We start from the raw sequence: 16,258 nt of genomic DNA, 5'->3' as shown, positions 1-16,258 counted from the left end.
ACCCGACTCCACGGTGAGATAGGGCACGTCCCGCCCGCCGAATACGAAGCCAACCACTACCTGAGCGCCACGAAAGCCCAGGTCACAACCAACATCTGAGATCTCTACCGAACCCGGAACGGTTCACAGCGAAGAACCGGGTCATGCTGGTGCGGTTCAGCCGCTCGATCCCGCCCTTGTGGCGGGCGCTGCGCACCTTGTGCATCGGCACACCGAGCAGGCCGAAGGTCCGCCGGACGGTCTTGGACATGAAGTCGGAGCCGCCGTCGACCCGTACCAGGTGCGGCAGCCCGCCAGCGGGCCCGTACGGGGGTTCGCGCAGCACAGAGGCCCGTACGGCCGCCAGGACCGATCCGCGGTGCGCAGAGCCGGCGGTGACCGCCCAGCCCATCACGTTGCTGGTGCCACGGTCCTCGAACCACGTCACCCACACGTTCGACGGCTTCTTGTCAGGCATCATCACGACGGTCGGGGCCTGCTTGTGGTCCCCTTCCCACACCTGGTTGCGGGCGACCGCCGGGCGCTGGAAGGCGGGGTCGAAGCCGCGGGCAGCTGGGATGCCTTCCCGCAGCCCGGCCATGAAGCCTGGGTTGAGGTCACGGGCGATGGCGTCGTGCAGCGTGGTCAGGCCGATCGGCCTCTCCCCCGCCCGCTTGGCCTCGCGCACCAGATGCTCGTGGCAACGCTTGACGTTGCCGCGGTAGTCGGCGAGGACATCGACGATCTCTTCGGTGATCTTGAAGCGCCTGCGTTCGGGCTTCTCCGGTGAGCCGGTCTCTTCCGCCTCGGCCAGCCAGCGCCACGCCTGCCGCAGACTCACGTCCACCGACTCGGCAATGAGCCTCATGTGTGCGGTGGTCAGCTCCCCCGACTCCCGCAGCCTGAGCATCTGACGAACCGCGGCAGGCCTCAGCTCGTCGCGGGGCTGACCCAGACCCGTCTCCGACTCATCGTTCACGGTGATCACCGTCGGCGGAACCTGTAAGACCAGCAGGCGAACAGCGGCGCAGCGCTCAAGTACAGCCTCCCCCGGCAGAGGTAACAGAGCGGCACGGTCGGGTGCCGCACAACGTGGATTGAGGCTAAATGCGGCGTGACCGAATCGGAGGAGGCTGTCACTGGAACGAGTGGGCTCTGGGCTGTTTCGCCTTCACTCAGCGAGAACATGCGCTATTTGATGCCGGTGAAATTGCTAGGCCGGTGCAGGCCCGGCCTCCCCAAGGGCGCCCTTCCGGAGTCCTTCCCCCGTGGCCTGTACTGCTCTGTATGGAGTGCCGCCCTGGCCGTACATGCACCGAACTCGCCAGCAGGGACGCGGGAACGCCCATGGCTGTCCGTAGCCCGTGGCCCTGTCTACAGCCGTCGATGCCACATGGGACACCTACGCTCCCTGGTCCTCCACCGGTCCAGGTCATCGTTGACCCCGTGGACGACCCCGCGCTCATGCGTGCGGCGCTGCTGGCCCATGCACCCGAACAGGGGCGTATTACCGTTCACCTTGCGCCCTCGCGGTATCCCTCACGCATGCTCTTTCAAGAGATGCTTACCCAACTGGGCAAGAATCCGTATTGGAGATCCAGCACCGAGGCCGCTGACACGCTGCGGGGACAGGCCTTTGTTTGGATCACCGCGTTGGGGATCAGGCATGTCATCTTCTGTCGCGCCCACAACAGTCGGTGGGACCGAGTCTGGGAAGCCCTGCTCGCGCTGCGCCGATCCGCGAACTTGCGTCTTACCGTGCTGTGGCACCAGCCTTGGACCGGCACCCCACATCTGGCCCGCGTGCCACACCGGGTGATCAGGGCCCGGTCCGCCGCGCGGGTGGCCTTGCTGAATACGCCACAACATCAGCGCCCAACAGAGAGTGGAACATCGCTGAAGGTGAAAGCAGTAAGCCGGCCTTTGCCAGAGCCTGTGTTCTCCGACGCCTTACCAGGACACGCAGCGCCAAGCGGCCGCATGGATGAGCCGTTCTGTCCAGGCGCCGACACCATCCAGTATTCTCCGTCACGCCCGAACGGCCTGCGGATGCAGCCCAGCCCAGAGGTTATCGCCGGCCTGCTGCAGATCGCCGACCCGGGAATCGCCGCGATCTTGACAGCCGCAACTGTCACCAGCCTTGGTCTGCGCGCACTCTCCAACACCCGAACCTGCGACATATCCGTAGACGGCGACTTGCTCAAGACACATGGAGGCGTCGGCTACGACTCTCACGGGCGGTGCGCACTGCATATGATGCCGCGATGGGCCCAGCCAGTCCTCAGAGCAGGTCGGCTCGAATGCCTCACGCACTACCAGCACCCATTCGCCTACGCCAAGAAGTACGAGAAAATGCTTCAGAACGCCGCCCGCGGTATTGGGCTTTCTCTACAGACCGCTTGATCCCGAGTGATCCCGAGGCAGCCGCTGAAGACTATTGCTGGTACTGAACACCGGATCCGATGTGCTCCACCAAAGCAAGCCCGTCACTGCGACTTTGCCACGCAGAAGCCCTCACCAGCACCCAGCGGCCGCGCTTGCATGCTCAAGTGAGCATCCGCCAGAGCCAGCAGAAGGAGATTCGACAAAGGCGACACCGGCCAACACGGATTCATGTCACTGCGGAGCGCGAACTGATGCCACCATGATCGACCAGCTAAACCGCCCATGACTTGCTCACATACATCTCCCGGCAAGTGACACACGAAGCCGAACGTCTCGGTGACGCCTTCCCCGAACCTCACAGGCGCCTACGGCCAGCAGCTGGCCCCGATGGACCTGACGGTGGTCGATGAGGCCCACAGGACTTCCGGCTCGATGGGCAAGGCGTGGGCCGACGTCCACAACCAGACCGTCATCCCGTCGCACCGCCGGCTGTACCTGACGGCCACGCCGCGGATCTGGGAGGAACGGCTGAACCGGGAGGTCGCCGAAGGGGTGCGCGACCCGCTGCCGCGCGAGATGGCGGCCTCCATGGACGACGAGAAGGTCTTCGGGCCGGTCCTCTACAAGCTCAGCCTGGCGTCGGCCGTCTCGCGCGGGTTGCTTGCGCGGTACCAGATCATCGTCCTGGAGCTGAAGGACCCGGTCGTCACGCCCGAGCGGCTGATGGGCGAGGACCGGCACACGGAAGAAGTCCGCGGGCAGCGCCTCGGAGCCCTCCAAGCCGCGCTCCTGCACACCATGGCGCAGCACAACCTGTCGACCTGCATCACCTTCCACCACCGGACCATAGAGGCACAGGCATACGCGGAAGGCCTCGAGCGGGTCGCGGCGAAGCTGCATGCCAACGAGCCCGAGAACTACCCCGCTCGGATCTGGGCGGACTGGCTCTGCGGCGAGCACATCCCCCAGCACCGGCGGGAAGTGTTGGGCTCGTTCGGCACCACGACGCAGCGGGCCGTGCTCTCCAACTGCCGCGTCCTAGGCGAGGGCGTCGACATCCGGGCCGTGGACTCCGTGGCCCTGCTGGACCCCAAAGGGGCGCCCCACGACATCGTCCAGGCCATCGGCCGGGCGCTGCGTCAGAAGCCCGGACAAGGAAAGCTCGCCTCGCTGATCGTGCCGGTATTCCTCCAGCCCGGAGAAAAGCCGGAAGACATGTTCACCTCCGGGTCGTATCGGCCTTTGGTGAAGGTACTTGAAGGGTTGCGCGCTCACGACGAAGAAGCCGTCGAACTGCTGGCCATCCCGCAAGAGCCTCAGAAAGACGTCGCGCAGCCGTCCGTGAACATCGGTCCGCCGCCCGAGGAAGACGAGGAAGAATCCCGCCTGCTGCTTCGCTTTGCCGCCCCGCGTGACCCGGTGATGGTCGCAGACTGGGTCAGCTTCAACGTGATCGACACCGAGAAGCAGGACTGGGCACGCGGCTGGGCGGCCTTGAAGAAGTTCACCGAGCGTGAGCAGCACGCCCGAGTGCCCTACGGACACAAGGAGAGTACCTACCCCCTCGGGCAGTGGGTCGCGGAACAGCGACGGGCGTACGGGGCCGGGCAGATGAGCGGCCTGCGCGCCCGGCGGCTGGAGAAACTCGGCATGGTCTGGAGCCTGGCGGATGAGCGGTTCCAGGAGAACCTGGAAGCCGCCAAGGCCTACTACGAGCAGCACTGGACGCTGTGCGCACCCCGCACCGCCACCATGCTCGACCGGCCGATCGGGCAGTGGCTGTCCAACCTCCGCCGCCCCGGCACCCTCGACGACCACCCCGAATGGAAGACCGCGCTGGAGGCCGTAGACAAGGACTGGAACCCGTCGTGGCCAGCGGAGTGGCAGCGGCACTACGCCGCACTGCGCGAACTACTACGCGACGAAGAAGGCCAGGCCCACGTCCTGCCCGGCGTCACCGTCCACGCCATGGACATCGGCAAATGGCTCGCCCGACAGCGGACACCGAAGGCCTGGGAAGCCCTGACGGACGGGCAGCGCGAGCGCCTGGAGCAGCTCGGCATCACGCCGCCGGCCCCGGAGCCGAAAGAGCCCGCGAAGCCCTCCACAGCGCCTCTGAGCCCCTTCGAGAAGGGCGTAGCAGCCCTGGCGCAATACAAGGCCCGCGAAGGCTCTGTAGGGCCTGTCAGCCGCTCCCACGTCGAGATTCTCCCGGATGGGACCGAAGTCAAACTCGGAGTGTTCCTCTCGAACACCAAGAGCCGCCGGGCCAAACTCACCCCCGACAAACTCACCCAACTCGCCAACCTCGGACTGGCGTGGGCCGCGTAGGGAAACGTCCTCGCTCGCTGAAGCGTCCACGAAGGCCGGAGCCCCGGGAGGACACACCTCCCGGGGCTCCGTGGCGTTGTACGGCGGGGCGCCGTAAGTGCCCGGCTGTCCCCGGTCCGCGGGGTAGGGGACAGCCGGGGTCCGCCTCAGCACTCGACCAGTGTGCCATCCAGAGAGGACTCGACGCTGATGAGGTACTCGGTGGGGGTCGTGTAGTGGATCCGCAGAAGGGCCGGATCACCTGCGAGGTCCTTGCGGTAGCAGGAATCAGCGGGAGCATCCGGCGTACCTCCGGCTTCGCCCGCCGGTCGGAGCGGTGTCCAGCCGTCCTCCTTCGTCTCCTTCCGGTAGTGGTCGAGGACCGTCTGCTGGTCGGCGTCGGACTCGTAGCCCGACGTGGCGGCCAGCCAGGGATCCCCGCTGTCGTCCATGCACTCGGTCTGCACGCCCTCCAGGCCCGGCGCGGGACGCGCGCCGGCCGGAGGGGTACGGAAGATCTTTAGGGCCGCTACCTGCTGTTCCCGGACGGAGCTGTCCGCGCAGCCGCCGGCCCCTACGAGCCAGGTGACCGCCGCGAACACGCCCGCACCCGCGACCGCGAGTGCGAGAAGAAGCAGGCCGGACACCCGTAGCGCACGGCTCGTCTTCGGCTGCGTCACCAGAGGTACCTCTTCCGGTAGAGATAGTCGCCGACAGCATAGAGGTAGCCCAGAAGCTGACCTCGGCGGTTGAACCGCGCCATCTCGCGGCTGTTCCACCAGCTGGACGCGAACGCACGCGCCTGACGGTTGTTGTGCTGGTCCTTCACCGTGTCGCAGGACCGGTTCCAGCGCTTGCACGTCTCGCCCCACTCGTGCGCGTCGCCGAGGCTGGAATGGCCACCGCTGATCTGGACCCGGGCTGATGGCTACCAGCTCGGCGCGGAACGGGCCGCGTTGGAGGCCTACGAACGGGCCGTCCTCGCCGAGAAGCTGACCGAGTTCCGCCGGTTCATCACCGGCACGGTCGCCCCGCACGCCGCCGCCCACCCGAACGACAAGTGGGTCCGACACATCGTCGCCCAGCTCAACTCCATCGAATCCACCCTCGACCTCATCGCCTCCTGACCAGCTGTGATGGGCCACCCGTCCAAGGGGACGGGTGGCCCATCACAGCGCTGTTCAAGGACACCGCCATGCGCCATCCCACCTATCCCTCGGACACATCCGACGCCGAGTGGGCCCTGATCGAACCGCTGCTGCCTACACCAGCCTGCGACACTCCTGCTGGCGGCCGACCGGAGAAACATCCCCGCCGCGAGATCATGGACGCCATCCGCTATGTCGTGGACACCGGCTGCAAGTGGCGTGCTTTACCTGCTGACTTCCCGCCTTGGCGCACGGTCTGGGGCTTCATGGCCCGCTGGGCGGCTGCCGGAGTGGTCGGGCAGATCCGCGACCAGCTCAGTGGCCGGATCCGCCGGGAGATGGGCAAAGGGCCCAAAGCGGTGGCCACCGTGATCGATTCCAGTCCGTGAAGGCCGCCGAGACGGTCGGCAAGGACTCGCGCGGCTACGACGCGGGCAAGAAAATCAACGGCCGCAAGCGGCATCTCGTGGTCGACACCAGAGGGCTTCTGTTGCTGGTCATGGTCAGCCCCGCCGACCTGCACGACAGCCATGCGGCGAAGGAAGTCCTCTTCCGCCTCCGCTTGATGCACCCCGAGATCACCATCGTCTGGGCCGACTCCGCCTATGCCGGAAAGCTGGTGGACTGGGCGAAGAAGCACCTGAACCTCACCATCAAGACCGTCAGCCGTCCCAAGGACGCCTCCGGCTTCGTCGTGCTGCCCCGCCGGTGGGTCGTTGAGCGGAGTCTTGCGTGGATGATGCACGCACGCCGACACGCACGCGACTACGAACGCCTGCCCCAGCACTCCGAAACGCTCGTCACCTGGGCCGCCATCACCCTGATGACCCGCCGCCTCACCCGCAAAGGCGCCACCCCGAGCTGGGCGAAGAAGAATGAGGCTGAAGCGGGCTCCTCATGAAGCTGACGTCGGCGGATCGTTCAGGGAGTCGGAGGGCGTGTCCCAGGGCGTGATGGAGGGGTCAGGCTGGACCCGGGGGACACCTCGCTGGTGGGTGGAGCACTTTCGGACGGGGTAAACGATGGTCCCACACCTCGCCCTCGGTCGCCGGACGAAGTGCTCGCCCCGAATGCCAGCATGCCGGCCACAGCAACCGTCGCTGCTGCCCCCGTCAGGAGTACCACTGCTTTCCGAGGTCGCACGCGGGGAATAGGTGCACCGACGTCGTCCGGGCGTGGCCGTCTGCTGCCGTCAGGGCCGGGCTCAGACTCATTGGCCGACGCTGCCGGCTGCCTGATGACGGGTGTGGAACCGGTGGACTTCTGGCTCAACTCGGCGGCCACGATGTCTGCCGCCGGCCCTAGCCGCTCCAGAACGGTGCGGGCTGCATGGGCATGCAGGGCATCTGCCTCCTCCAGGCCGGCGTCAATATGCTCGACTATCTCCTGCCTGAGCTCTATGCGTCGTTCTGCCGTGAGGAACACGGACGCATTGTCAAAGCGACGCAGGTACTCCTCGACAAGCTGATGCCCGCTTGAGGTCACTGATTCTTCCCCTCACTGTCCAGCAGGTTATCGACAGCAGTTCTGAACGGCACCCACTCACCGGCGAAGTCTGCCAGCGCTAGTCGTCCCGCATCTGTCAGCGTGTAGTAACGGCGTGGGGGGCCGGCATCGGACTCGATCCAGACCGTGCTGACCCACCCTTCTTTGCGAAGCCGTGAGAGCAGCGGATAGATGGTGCCCTCACTAGTCACGAGTCCATGGGCGTCGCACAGCTCACGCACCAGTTCGAAGGCGTATCTCTCACCGTCGCGCAGAAGCGCCAAGACGCAGAACTGCAATACCCCGCGCCGGAGTTGACTCACTCCGGAACGTGATCCGCCGGGAAGTCCCATGCGGTACAAGGTAGCTGCTGAAGGCCGGTACCGCCAGTACTGCCGCCCCTCCAAGGCGCACCGTTTATGATCGGACAGACGCAGCCCGCAGGACCTTCAAAAACAAGCACTGAGAGGTCGTCTTCACCTGAACTGCCCGTGTATAAGCCGATTCTTGGGTCGCGAGATCGTGGTGACGGTGAGGTTGTAGGTGCGGTTGGGGCCTGTGGGCCGGGTGGAGTGACAGGTGTGGCGGGATGAGAGTCGTTCCTGTCTCATCCCAGAACGCCCAGCTTTCTATGTGCTTCCGTCGTTACCGCTGTACGCCTGGGCGCACTCCGCCTGGAGCGGTACGCCGGAAGCATGCCTGAGCGACGCCCCTATCCGAGTGACCTGTCCGATGCCCGCTGGGAGTTGATCGAGCCGGTCCTTGCGGCCTGGCGCTTCGAGCGCCGTGGCAGAGCCCTGGACTTCGGCCGGCCGCCCGAGCATGACCTGCGCGACATCATGGACGCGATCTTGTACGTGGACCGGACCGGAGTCCAGTGGCGCTACCTGCCGCACGACTTCCCGCACTGGAACACGGTCTACGGCTACTTCACCAAGTGGCAGCAGGAAGGCGTGTTCGCCCAGCTCAACGGCCTCCTCCGGCAACTGCTGCGGCAGAAGGAAGGGCGGGACGCCGAACCATCCGCCTGTGTCATCGACGCCCAGAGCGTCAAGACCTCCACCAGCGTCCACGCCTCCAGCCAGGGCATCGACGCCGGAAAGAAGATCGTCGGCAGGAAGCGAAGCATCGTCACCGACACGCTCGGCCTTCTCCTCGCCGTGCTGGTCACCGCCGCCGGCGTGCAGGACTCCGCCGCCGGCACCCGGCTCCTCGACCAGGTCGCCGCCGACCACCCCGGCACCCGCAAGGTCTGGGTCGACGGCGGCTACCGCCAACACCTCGTCGAACACGCCGCCACCCTCGGCATCGACATGGAGATCACCGCCCGAACCCCCGGGACCAGGGGCTTCAACCCGATCCCGAAGCGGTGGGCGGTCGAACGGACCTACGGCTGGCTCATGCTCCACCGCCGCCTGGCCCGCGACTACGAAACCCTCTCCGAACGCTCCGAAGCCATGATCCACCTCGCCATGACCGACCTCATGGCCCGCCGCCTCACCGGCGAGAACACCATCTCCTGGCGCGACCCGACACCCCAGACCAAACAGTCGATTCCGGGATAAAACAATGGGAGAAAACGACCTCTGAGCGCAAAGCGCTCCGACCGGGAGAACACAGCACAGCGCCGAGCACCCGGCACACGCGACCGGACCGCGGAAAGCACAGCGAACCCCGCCCACACGGCGGACACGGGAAGCGGACCACGCCCACTACCCCGCGACACCGACCACACCACGCCCCGCCCGGGGGGCGAACGCCACGCCCAACCACGCCGCACCCAAACAACCCCAAAACGATAGAGCAGCACACGGGGCCGGCCGCTGGCCGGCAAGAGGGCTGCCCCTTGACGGGAGCAGGGTTCCGGAGGCGCCGATCAGCACCAGCGGGCGGCCCTCAGGCACCCAGGATGGGGACTTCAGATCGGCGATAACCTCGGGCGAGACGCGGACGCTCGTGGTCGTAGTAGTTCATCGAACTCCGCGAGTGCACGCGCCGTTCATGCTCGGACGTGTAGTCACGGACACAGCCTCACAAGGGGCCCGAGCACGCGCCGTCAGGTGAGGTGAGGTTGGGCTGCCTGAGTGAATTCGATGCGAGCGCGAACGAATGCTAGGAGCTGCTCTTCTCCGACACCGTGCAGATGCGGGGCGTTTACCCAAGAAGCAGCCTGAGTGCCGAGGTCGGCGCATATCGTGACAAGGCGAACGGCTTGGGCTCCGACACTGATCGGACCGTGCAGCTCGATGACAGAACAGGCATGTTCCATGCGGGTGAGAGCGCGCTGCAACTTCTCATACCTGACCATTCTTGACTGCCATCCGTGCTCACCTCGGCGTACTTTTCGCCGAAACCAGAGGACAACCCGCCCGGCGCGAGGGCTTTTGGCCCGGACATACTCCGCCGCTCTGAAGGCCCATCGTAGTTTTCGTGGGTGACCATCTGGCCAGACGTCCATTCGTATCGGTCTTAGGACCAGGCCCTGGAGTGCGCCTTCGAATTCAAGAGCGTCAGCGAGCAGGGCAGCGCATGCGTTGCTGCGGTTGGAACCGATCCACTGCATATGCGCGCCATCAGCCTGACGACTGGCAGCATCACGGGCTGCGGCTGCTTGGGCGTGGGCGCCCCGGGCTTGGAGCTTGGCCGCCATGACAGCACATCCCCCACCAATCACAGCACCGGCTAACGCCGCGAGTACCTCACTCATGATGCTCACTTTCGTCATACCGGCTCATAGAGCACTCATTCTTCGCGAACGTCTTGCTTCGGATCGCGGGGCGGCGTCTTGACGCAGCAAATCGCTCGGCACATCCTCGATCCGGGTAAGGACCCGGTGGACCGTGAAGAACAACCCCGGCCCGCCGACGCTCCTTGGGGATGCAACGCGAGGATACCGGCGGACCCCATTGAAACCGGTAGCACGGTCTGCACCGGCCCCTTGAGCGCGACGTCGTCCTGTCATGCGCCGGGCCGTACGCCGGCCTCGCCAGCTCCTCCACCGCCGCCCGGGGGGACCCGATGCTCACGAGTTACGACGAAATCGGCCGCTCATAGAGTGATCAGCATGCCGATACCCGTCCATGCCCTCGCCCACCGGCCGCTGACCGCTGGGGCCGTCGCCGAGTTGGTCGCCCTGCCGACCGCGCCGCACGTCCCTGACGACTTCGAATCCCGCAATGTGGAGGTGCAGAAGCGTGGATGGGCATGGGAAGACCTGGTCTGCGACTCCTTCCGCACCGGATACGGGCATGTGCTGTGCACCGACGGCAGCAACCCGTTCGGGCGCCCGGAAGTCCGGCACTTCCTGGTCTTCGGCGAGGTGTATCCCGTCGACCCGGACGACGAGGAGGTGACCAACGGAGAGTGGCTGTACGAGCTCATCGACGACTGGCAGCAGCTGCCCGGCTGGAGCGGCCGCAGGCCATGCACCGACCAGGACTGTGAGACGGTGCTCGAACAGGCCGCGCAGGCAGTGACCGAGCACCTCGGCCAAAGCCCCGAGCGGACGCTCCTGTCATCCGCGGCCACAGTCACCGGACCCGCGTTGACCCACCGCATCTGGCGCACCCCCACCCACGCCCTCGTCCTCGGGCCGGCATCCGACAACGGCCCCTACGGCTACCTCACGCACCTCCAACTGTCCTACACACCCCTCACCTGCGGCCCCGACCTGCCACCCGCCCATGACACCGACAGCCTCGACAGATGGATCAGCGCACACGTCGACTGGTGACCTCGGCCCCACCACCGGGCACACGGCCCTCCACGACGCCGCCAGCACCCACCCGGCACGGCACGAACGGAGCCACCAGGCTCCTCCACCGCCGCTCAAGGGACCGATGCTCACGAGTTACGACGGCATCGGCCGCTACTACCAGACCGACCCGGCCCAGGCCGCGGCCGTGATGCGTCCCTCGGCCACCTTCAACCAGGCGCTCGCCACGCTCGGCTGACGCCGCCGCACCCCGATCCGCCCCGGCCGGCACCGCGCCCGGCCGGGGCGGAGTCGTCCGCCCGGGGGCCGCACGACGAAGGGGCGGCCACCCGATGACCGGGTGGCCGCCCCTTCGTGGCGGTATGTCAGTAACGCTCGACGAGCGGCGCGCCGCCGTACTTGGAGCCGGACAGACCCAGCGTCGCGTCGTACGCCTTCTCGTGGTTGCCGTTCGCGTCATGCGCCTCGATGGAGTCCGACACCGCCTCGCGCAGTGCCTTGTCGTCCTTGGCCATCCCGATGCCGTACGGCTCCTCGGTGAACGGGTTGCCGACGACCTTCAGCTTGTCCGGCGCCTGCGCCGCGTAGCCCATCAGGATGGCGTCGTCCGTGGTCACGGCGTCGACGTCGCCGGCGAGCAGCCGCTGGACGCACTCGACGTCCTTGTCGGTCGCGACCGTCGTCGTGTTGTACTCGGGCTTCTGGATCTCGCGCAGAGCCGTCGCGCCCTTCACCGAGCAGACCGTCTTGCCCTCCAGGGAGTACGGGCCGCCGATGGTGCGGTCGTCCTTGCGGACCAGCAGGTCGGCGCCGGCCATGTAGTACGGCCCCGCGAATCCGACCTTCTTCTTGCGCTCGTCGTTGATGGTGTACGTGCCGACGTACAGGTCGATCTCGCCATTGGCGATGGCCGCTTCACGGCCGCGGGTGTCGATCGTCTTGAACTGGATCAGACGGGGCGCGAAGCCGAGGTCCGCGGCGACCATCTTGGCGATCTCGATGTCGAAACCCGAGCGCTGGCCGTCCTTGTCCTGGTAGCCCAGGAAGGGCTGGTCGTCCGCGACTCCGATCACGAGCTTGCCCGCCTTCTGCGCCCTGGCGAGGGTCGGGGAGTCGAACGAGACGTCTGTCGCGACCTTGTAGGTGGGGAGCTTGGGGCGGTCCATAGAGCTCGGGCCGCCCGACGGGGCGTCACCGGCGGAGCGTGACTCGCCGCTGCAGGAGGTGGCGGTCAGGACGACCGCCATCGCGGTGATCGCCGCGAACGTGGCCGACTTGCGGGACTTCATGGTGCGACATCCTCTGTTCCAACGATCCGGGGGAGCCTGCGACGCCCGCGGGACCGCGGTGTGTTGCTGGTGTGTTGCTCCCCGCACCAGACCGTGGTGCCCTGCCCCACTGTTCTCGATTGTGAGGACCCTAGAGATGGGCCGCCGGTTCGTCACTGCATCTGAGCTGAACTTGAGGATCACGGTCCGGCTACGGAGGGGGAAAACCGGTGCGAACCGGGATGTCAACGGCGCGAAGCCGCGGGCCAAGGGCCGGGTGCGCGCCGTCCCGAGGAAAGCGCTGGTCGGAAGTTCGGGGCGGGGGGCGATTCCCCCGGTTGTGGTGTGGCGTGTTGCGGCGGTGACCGCCGGGCCCCTAAATGAGGCAAATCCGAAAAATCGCCCTGATCGGATGGCTCATGGTGCTCACCCACACGCTCGACCGTGGCGTACTGGTCGTCACGCTCCACGGCGACGTCGTGATCAGCGACCGCGCCACGGTGTCGCAGCAGCTCGCAGAAGTCGTCCGGTCCCATCTGCCGCGAGCCGTGGTGATCGAGCTGCGGACGTCCGTGATCAGCGCGGCGGCGCTCAGCGCCGTGCTGCGGGCGCACCGGCAGTGCGGCCAGGCGGGCATGACGCTGTCGGCGGTGGCCACGGTGGCGTCGGCGCGGCGGCCCGCCCGGCGCGCAACACCGGTGAGCGCACCCCGATCCCCGGCAGCGTCCACGCCGCCCATCCCGCCCTCCCACTCACTCCAGCCAGGGACATGGAAAAAGCGGCCGCAACGGGGATGTCAGCACCCCGACCACGCCCGCACGCTGGCGCTGACCTGGGCGAAGTCCCGGACACTGTGAAGGCTCGCGCAACGCCTACCGCAACACCCAGCGCACCATCCACCGCAACGCCTGGCGCAACGCCTGGTGCAACACAGGTGCTGGCCGGTCAGCAGGAAGGCTGATCCGCCGCCGCGATCCGCCCGAGCCGTGCAACTCCCTGTCCGGCCATGTCGGTGATCCATCCGTCAGCCCCAGCCGGCAGTAGTGCAGGCCGGTCGTGCTACTCAGTGGTGCGGTCGGGGTCGGGGAGCTCTGGCGGGAAGTGCCGCTCCAGGATCTCCGCCCAGCGGTGCAGGACGACGAAGCCGGTGGTCTCGGCCTGCGCCTGGACCAGCTCGGTGAGGGCGTCGACGAAGGGCTGGGCGGCGGTGTCGGCGGGCAGCGCGGCAGCTGCCTTCTTAAGGCGCTCGTGCGCGGTGGGGAAGACGCCCTGGGCCCATGCCTCTTGCTCCCGCACGCGCTTGCTGCCCTCCTCCATGTTGATTTCCATGATGACCAGTGCCGGACACTCGGGGGTGTGCCACGTCTCGCTGATCGCGCCGCCGGTCTTCACGTAGGCGATGCGGGTGTTGTCGGGCCCCGGCAGGGCAAAGCAGTCGGTGCAGTCGACGCGTTCTGTCTCCGGCTTGTCGGTCATCGCGGAGCTCCCTTCGAATGGAGGAGAGCCTGCCATCCCGATCAACGTGCGCGCGGGGCAAGAGTCGCTTGGCCGCGGCGTGGCAGGCACGATGCTCGCACGTCGGCCCGGGACGCTGGGCGCCAACGAATAGCGCCGTCACGCAGAGGTCAGCCCGGTCTCCGGACGGCAGATCTCGCATGCCTTGATGTCCGGCTCACCCAAGGCGATGAGCGCCTCTTCGCGGTCCAGCCAGCCCATCGGGTGCTTGTACATGGCGCAGCCGCCGCGGTGCAGCACCGCGAAGGTGTCATCACCCTGCGCTCTGGACGGTTCGATCTTCCACGACGACTCCTCCCGCGCAGCCCGCTCCCGTTTCCGCGCGGCCTCTTCCTCAGCCTCCAGGCTGCGGATCGTCTCCCGAATCCGCTCCAGCTGGTACGCCTGGTACTCCTCCACGACGCGCAGCTTCTGGAGGCGGGACAGCTCGGGCGACGGCTCAGACATGACGGGCGGGTGCAGCATCAGGCGGCGGAGACGACGTCGACAACGGGCGCCGCAGCTGGGAGGGTTTCGTGCTTCAGCCGCATCCGCTCCCCGACCCGCTTCTCCCGCTCCACCGTGTCCCAGTACGGGTGCGCGGCGACGGTGACGGACAGGTCCGTGCACTCCGTGCGCAGGCGCTCCACCGCTGCCTGCTGGCCCTCGGTATATCCGGGGCTGGCGTCACGGCCTCCGGTGACGACGCCGGTGTGGGGGTGCTCGGTGCCTTCCCAGCCGGCCAGCGGCTCCACGGACCAGGGAAGAGTGCGGCAGAGGGCGGAGAGTTCCGCGGTGGCTTGGTGCAGGCGGATCTGTGCGGCGCGCAGATCGTCGGGGAAGTCGGTGTCGACCATGACGACACCATACGCATGTTCGAATTTCTTGCCGAAAATCCACCCCGACATATGGCCAAAACCCACACCGTCGGGTGATGATCAACCCACCCCCCCACAGCACCACCCACCCCTGGGGGCCGCCTTGACTCTGAACCCGCCCACCGCGCACACCCTCACCCTCGCCACCATCCACCGCGCCGGCCCCTTCACCACACTGGTCACCATCCAGGGCTGGTACCACGAGCAGATCCTGGCCCCCGTCCAAACCGAAACCCTCCTCGAGGTCACCGGACGGAGCAGGGCGGACCTCCCCGGTGAGCGCGTGTGGGTCATGGCCCGCCTCGATGCCACCGTCCCTGCCGGTCTCGCCCTGCGCGGCTGGTCCCTGGACGAGCCGACCACGCCCCGGCACACGCAAGCGGAGCCCCCCGGCAGCAGCGCAGACACATGGGCCGGAACCCTTGCGAACACCGTGCCGGCCACCCGCTGGGCCGCCTGACCACGGCCAGCCGCGCGCCCCGGTCAGCCGGCGGCGGGGGCCGTGCCCTCGCCGAACGGCGGCACGTCGTCTGTGGTGACGTCCAGGCGCAGGCGCACATAGCGCAGGGGGTGCCGCCAGGCGCCGCGGTCGATGGCGGTGTCGGCGCTGATCTCCGCGACGAGGTCGGGGACGACCAGGGTCGGGTCGAGGATCTCGCGGCTGCCCCACGTGACGCTGAACCGTACGCCGGTCCACGGATGCCCGACCTCGGCCGGTGTGAGGTGGTCGGCGAGCTGGTGGGCGGCGTCCGGCCGCAGCGGCGTGGTGCGGCCCACCGGACGCAGCCGGTGGTCGGCGTCGTGGCGTCCGAGGACGAGCAGTTGCGGCTGGGAAAGGCTGCCGGTGACCGCGCCGATGATCGCTTCGGTCGTCTCGCGGCGCCGGACCTTGAACCACGCGCGGGCGCCCGGCACATACCGTTGCCGAAGGCCCTTGATGACGACGCCCTCCACACCCGGGACGCGGGTCCAGGAGGTCAGCCATTCCTGCGCGAGGGCCGGGTCGGTCGTCATCGGGCACAGCGTCCACGGCGGCGTCAGCCCGTACTCCAGGAAGAGGTTCTCCAGGACGGCGCGGCGCCGCTCGTACGGCTCGGTGAGCAACTCTTGGCTGTCGGCCTGGAGGACGTCGAAGGCGATGAAGTGCGCGGGCATCTTGGCGGCCAGATCGTCGACGGTGCGCGCGCCCGACACGGCGCGGCGCTGCAGCGCCTCGAAGGACAACCGGTCCCCCGACCACACCACCAGTTCGCCGTCGAGGACCAGACCGTCCGGCAACTGCCGTGCCGCGGCGACCAGGTCGGGGAAGTGCCGCTGGATCAGGCTGCCGCGGCGCGACTGCAACAGCACCGCACCGCCGATACGGTTCGGGGTGAACAACAGGGCGCGGTAGCCGTCGAACTTGGCCTCGAACGCCAACCCGCCGGGCAGCACCCCAGGGCCGGGCACCGATTCCCGGGCCTGGGCCAGCATCGGCTGCACCGGAGGACGCAGCACCATCAAGCCGCCCTCGGTCTGGGCGGCGGCAAGTCAGCCCGGGATGTCCCGAGGATCGCCGCCGTACCTGTACTCGCTCGCTCATGTCCTGTCTACGAC

The 16,258-nt window shown here is 67.4% G+C and carries 15 protein-coding genes and 2 pseudogenes; 9 read left to right on the top strand and 8 right to left on the bottom strand.

What is annotated here, in order from left to right; genetic code table 11:
* Nucleotides 1–82: 82 nt before the first annotated feature.
* Nucleotides 83–958, bottom strand: coding sequence for a hypothetical protein (locus tag ACLB9X_RS32380; protein WP_410364007.1), 876 nt, complete (start codon nucleotides 956–958; stop codon nucleotides 83–85).
* A gap of 467 nt (nucleotides 959–1,425) precedes the next feature.
* On the opposite strand from ACLB9X_RS32380, the gene ACLB9X_RS32375 reads away from it, so the two are divergent.
* Together ACLB9X_RS32375 and ACLB9X_RS32370 are read left to right on the top strand one after the other, a co-directional pair.
* Nucleotides 1,426–2,382: a hypothetical protein gene (locus ACLB9X_RS32375; RefSeq protein ID WP_410364006.1), complete on the top strand. Its 957-nt coding sequence runs from the start codon at nucleotides 1,426–1,428 to the stop codon at nucleotides 2,380–2,382.
* Nucleotides 2,383–2,751: 369 nt separating this feature from the next.
* Nucleotides 2,752–4,695, top strand: coding sequence for a Helicase associated domain protein (locus ACLB9X_RS32370; protein ID WP_410364004.1), 1,944 nt, complete (start codon nucleotides 2,752–2,754; stop codon nucleotides 4,693–4,695).
* 146 nt (nucleotides 4,696–4,841) lie between these two features.
* Here the strand turns inward: ACLB9X_RS32370 and ACLB9X_RS32365 are convergent, their stop codons facing one another.
* Entirely contained in the window at nucleotides 4,842–5,354 is a 513-nt protein-coding gene (locus ACLB9X_RS32365) for a hypothetical protein (RefSeq protein ID WP_410364003.1), read from the bottom strand.
* A 216-nt stretch (nucleotides 5,355–5,570) separates the two neighbouring features.
* Here ACLB9X_RS32365 and ACLB9X_RS32360 point away from each other — a divergent pair.
* The 3 genes and pseudogenes from ACLB9X_RS32360 to ACLB9X_RS32350 all read left to right on the top strand — a co-directional run.
* Nucleotides 5,571–5,801, top strand: a pseudogene (locus ACLB9X_RS32360) (RacP protein); the annotation flags it as partial.
* Nucleotides 5,802–5,869: 68 nt separating this feature from the next.
* Nucleotides 5,870–6,723 (top strand): annotated as a pseudogene (locus ACLB9X_RS32355) (IS5 family transposase).
* 428 nt (nucleotides 6,724–7,151) lie between these two features.
* Nucleotides 7,152–7,301, top strand: a complete 150-nt coding sequence (locus tag ACLB9X_RS32350) for a hypothetical protein (protein WP_410364002.1) — start codon at nucleotides 7,152–7,154, stop codon at nucleotides 7,299–7,301.
* Between the two features lie 2 nt (nucleotides 7,302–7,303).
* On the opposite strand, the gene ACLB9X_RS32345 is transcribed toward ACLB9X_RS32350, so the two are convergent.
* The gene (locus ACLB9X_RS32345) at nucleotides 7,304–7,660 is read right to left on the bottom strand and encodes a PadR family transcriptional regulator (RefSeq protein WP_410364001.1); all 357 of its coding nucleotides are present in this window, start codon (nucleotides 7,658–7,660) and stop codon (nucleotides 7,304–7,306) included.
* Between the two features lie 342 nt (nucleotides 7,661–8,002).
* Between ACLB9X_RS32345 and ACLB9X_RS32340 the strand changes: the two genes are divergently transcribed.
* Nucleotides 8,003–8,872 carry an IS5 family transposase gene (locus ACLB9X_RS32340; protein ID WP_410364000.1) on the top strand — a complete coding sequence of 290 codons (870 nt, stop codon included), beginning with the start codon at nucleotides 8,003–8,005 and terminating at the stop codon, nucleotides 8,870–8,872.
* Between the two features lie 1,499 nt (nucleotides 8,873–10,371).
* Nucleotides 10,372–11,040, top strand: coding sequence for a hypothetical protein (locus ACLB9X_RS32335; protein ID WP_410363999.1), 669 nt, complete (start codon nucleotides 10,372–10,374; stop codon nucleotides 11,038–11,040).
* 347 nt (nucleotides 11,041–11,387) lie between these two features.
* On the opposite strand, the gene ACLB9X_RS32330 is transcribed toward ACLB9X_RS32335, so the two are convergent.
* On the bottom strand, nucleotides 11,388–12,311 hold the full coding sequence (locus ACLB9X_RS32330; protein WP_410363998.1) for a glutamate ABC transporter substrate-binding protein: 924 nt from the start codon (nucleotides 12,309–12,311) through the stop codon (nucleotides 11,388–11,390).
* A 398-nt stretch (nucleotides 12,312–12,709) separates the two neighbouring features.
* Here ACLB9X_RS32330 and ACLB9X_RS32325 point away from each other — a divergent pair, with 398 nt between their 5' ends.
* Nucleotides 12,710–13,147: an STAS domain-containing protein gene (locus ACLB9X_RS32325; protein ID WP_410363997.1), complete on the top strand. Its 438-nt coding sequence runs from the start codon at nucleotides 12,710–12,712 to the stop codon at nucleotides 13,145–13,147.
* A 202-nt stretch (nucleotides 13,148–13,349) separates the two neighbouring features.
* On the opposite strand, the gene ACLB9X_RS32320 is transcribed toward ACLB9X_RS32325, so the two are convergent.
* From ACLB9X_RS32320 to ACLB9X_RS32310, 3 genes are all read right to left on the bottom strand, one after another.
* Entirely contained in the window at nucleotides 13,350–13,766 is a 417-nt protein-coding gene (locus ACLB9X_RS32320; RefSeq protein WP_410363996.1) for a hypothetical protein, read from the bottom strand.
* A 138-nt stretch (nucleotides 13,767–13,904) separates the two neighbouring features.
* Complete coding sequence (locus tag ACLB9X_RS32315) at nucleotides 13,905–14,252, bottom strand: DUF6233 domain-containing protein (protein ID WP_410363995.1); 348 nt, start codon at nucleotides 14,250–14,252, stop codon at nucleotides 13,905–13,907.
* Nucleotides 14,253–14,269: 17 nt separating this feature from the next.
* Nucleotides 14,270–14,641, bottom strand: coding sequence for a hypothetical protein (locus ACLB9X_RS32310; protein WP_410363994.1), 372 nt, complete (start codon nucleotides 14,639–14,641; stop codon nucleotides 14,270–14,272).
* Nucleotides 14,642–14,765: 124 nt separating this feature from the next.
* Between ACLB9X_RS32310 and ACLB9X_RS32305 the strand changes: the two genes are divergently transcribed.
* Nucleotides 14,766–15,122 carry a hypothetical protein gene (locus ACLB9X_RS32305; RefSeq protein WP_410363993.1) on the top strand — a complete coding sequence of 119 codons (357 nt, stop codon included), beginning with the start codon at nucleotides 14,766–14,768 and terminating at the stop codon, nucleotides 15,120–15,122.
* A gap of 23 nt (nucleotides 15,123–15,145) precedes the next feature.
* Here the strand turns inward: ACLB9X_RS32305 and ACLB9X_RS32300 are convergent, their stop codons facing one another.
* Nucleotides 15,146–16,162 (bottom strand): ATP-dependent DNA ligase, encoded by a 1,017-nt coding sequence (locus ACLB9X_RS32300; RefSeq protein WP_410363992.1) that lies wholly within the window; start codon nucleotides 16,160–16,162, stop codon nucleotides 15,146–15,148.
* Nucleotides 16,163–16,258 lie beyond the last annotated feature (96 nt).

Source organism: Streptomyces sp. 5K101 (assembly GCF_046506645.1).
Classification (GTDB): domain Bacteria; phylum Actinomycetota; class Actinomycetes; order Streptomycetales; family Streptomycetaceae; genus Streptomyces.
The sequence above is the reverse complement of the archived record's forward strand: the minus strand, read 5'-3'. Positions and strand labels throughout refer to the sequence as shown.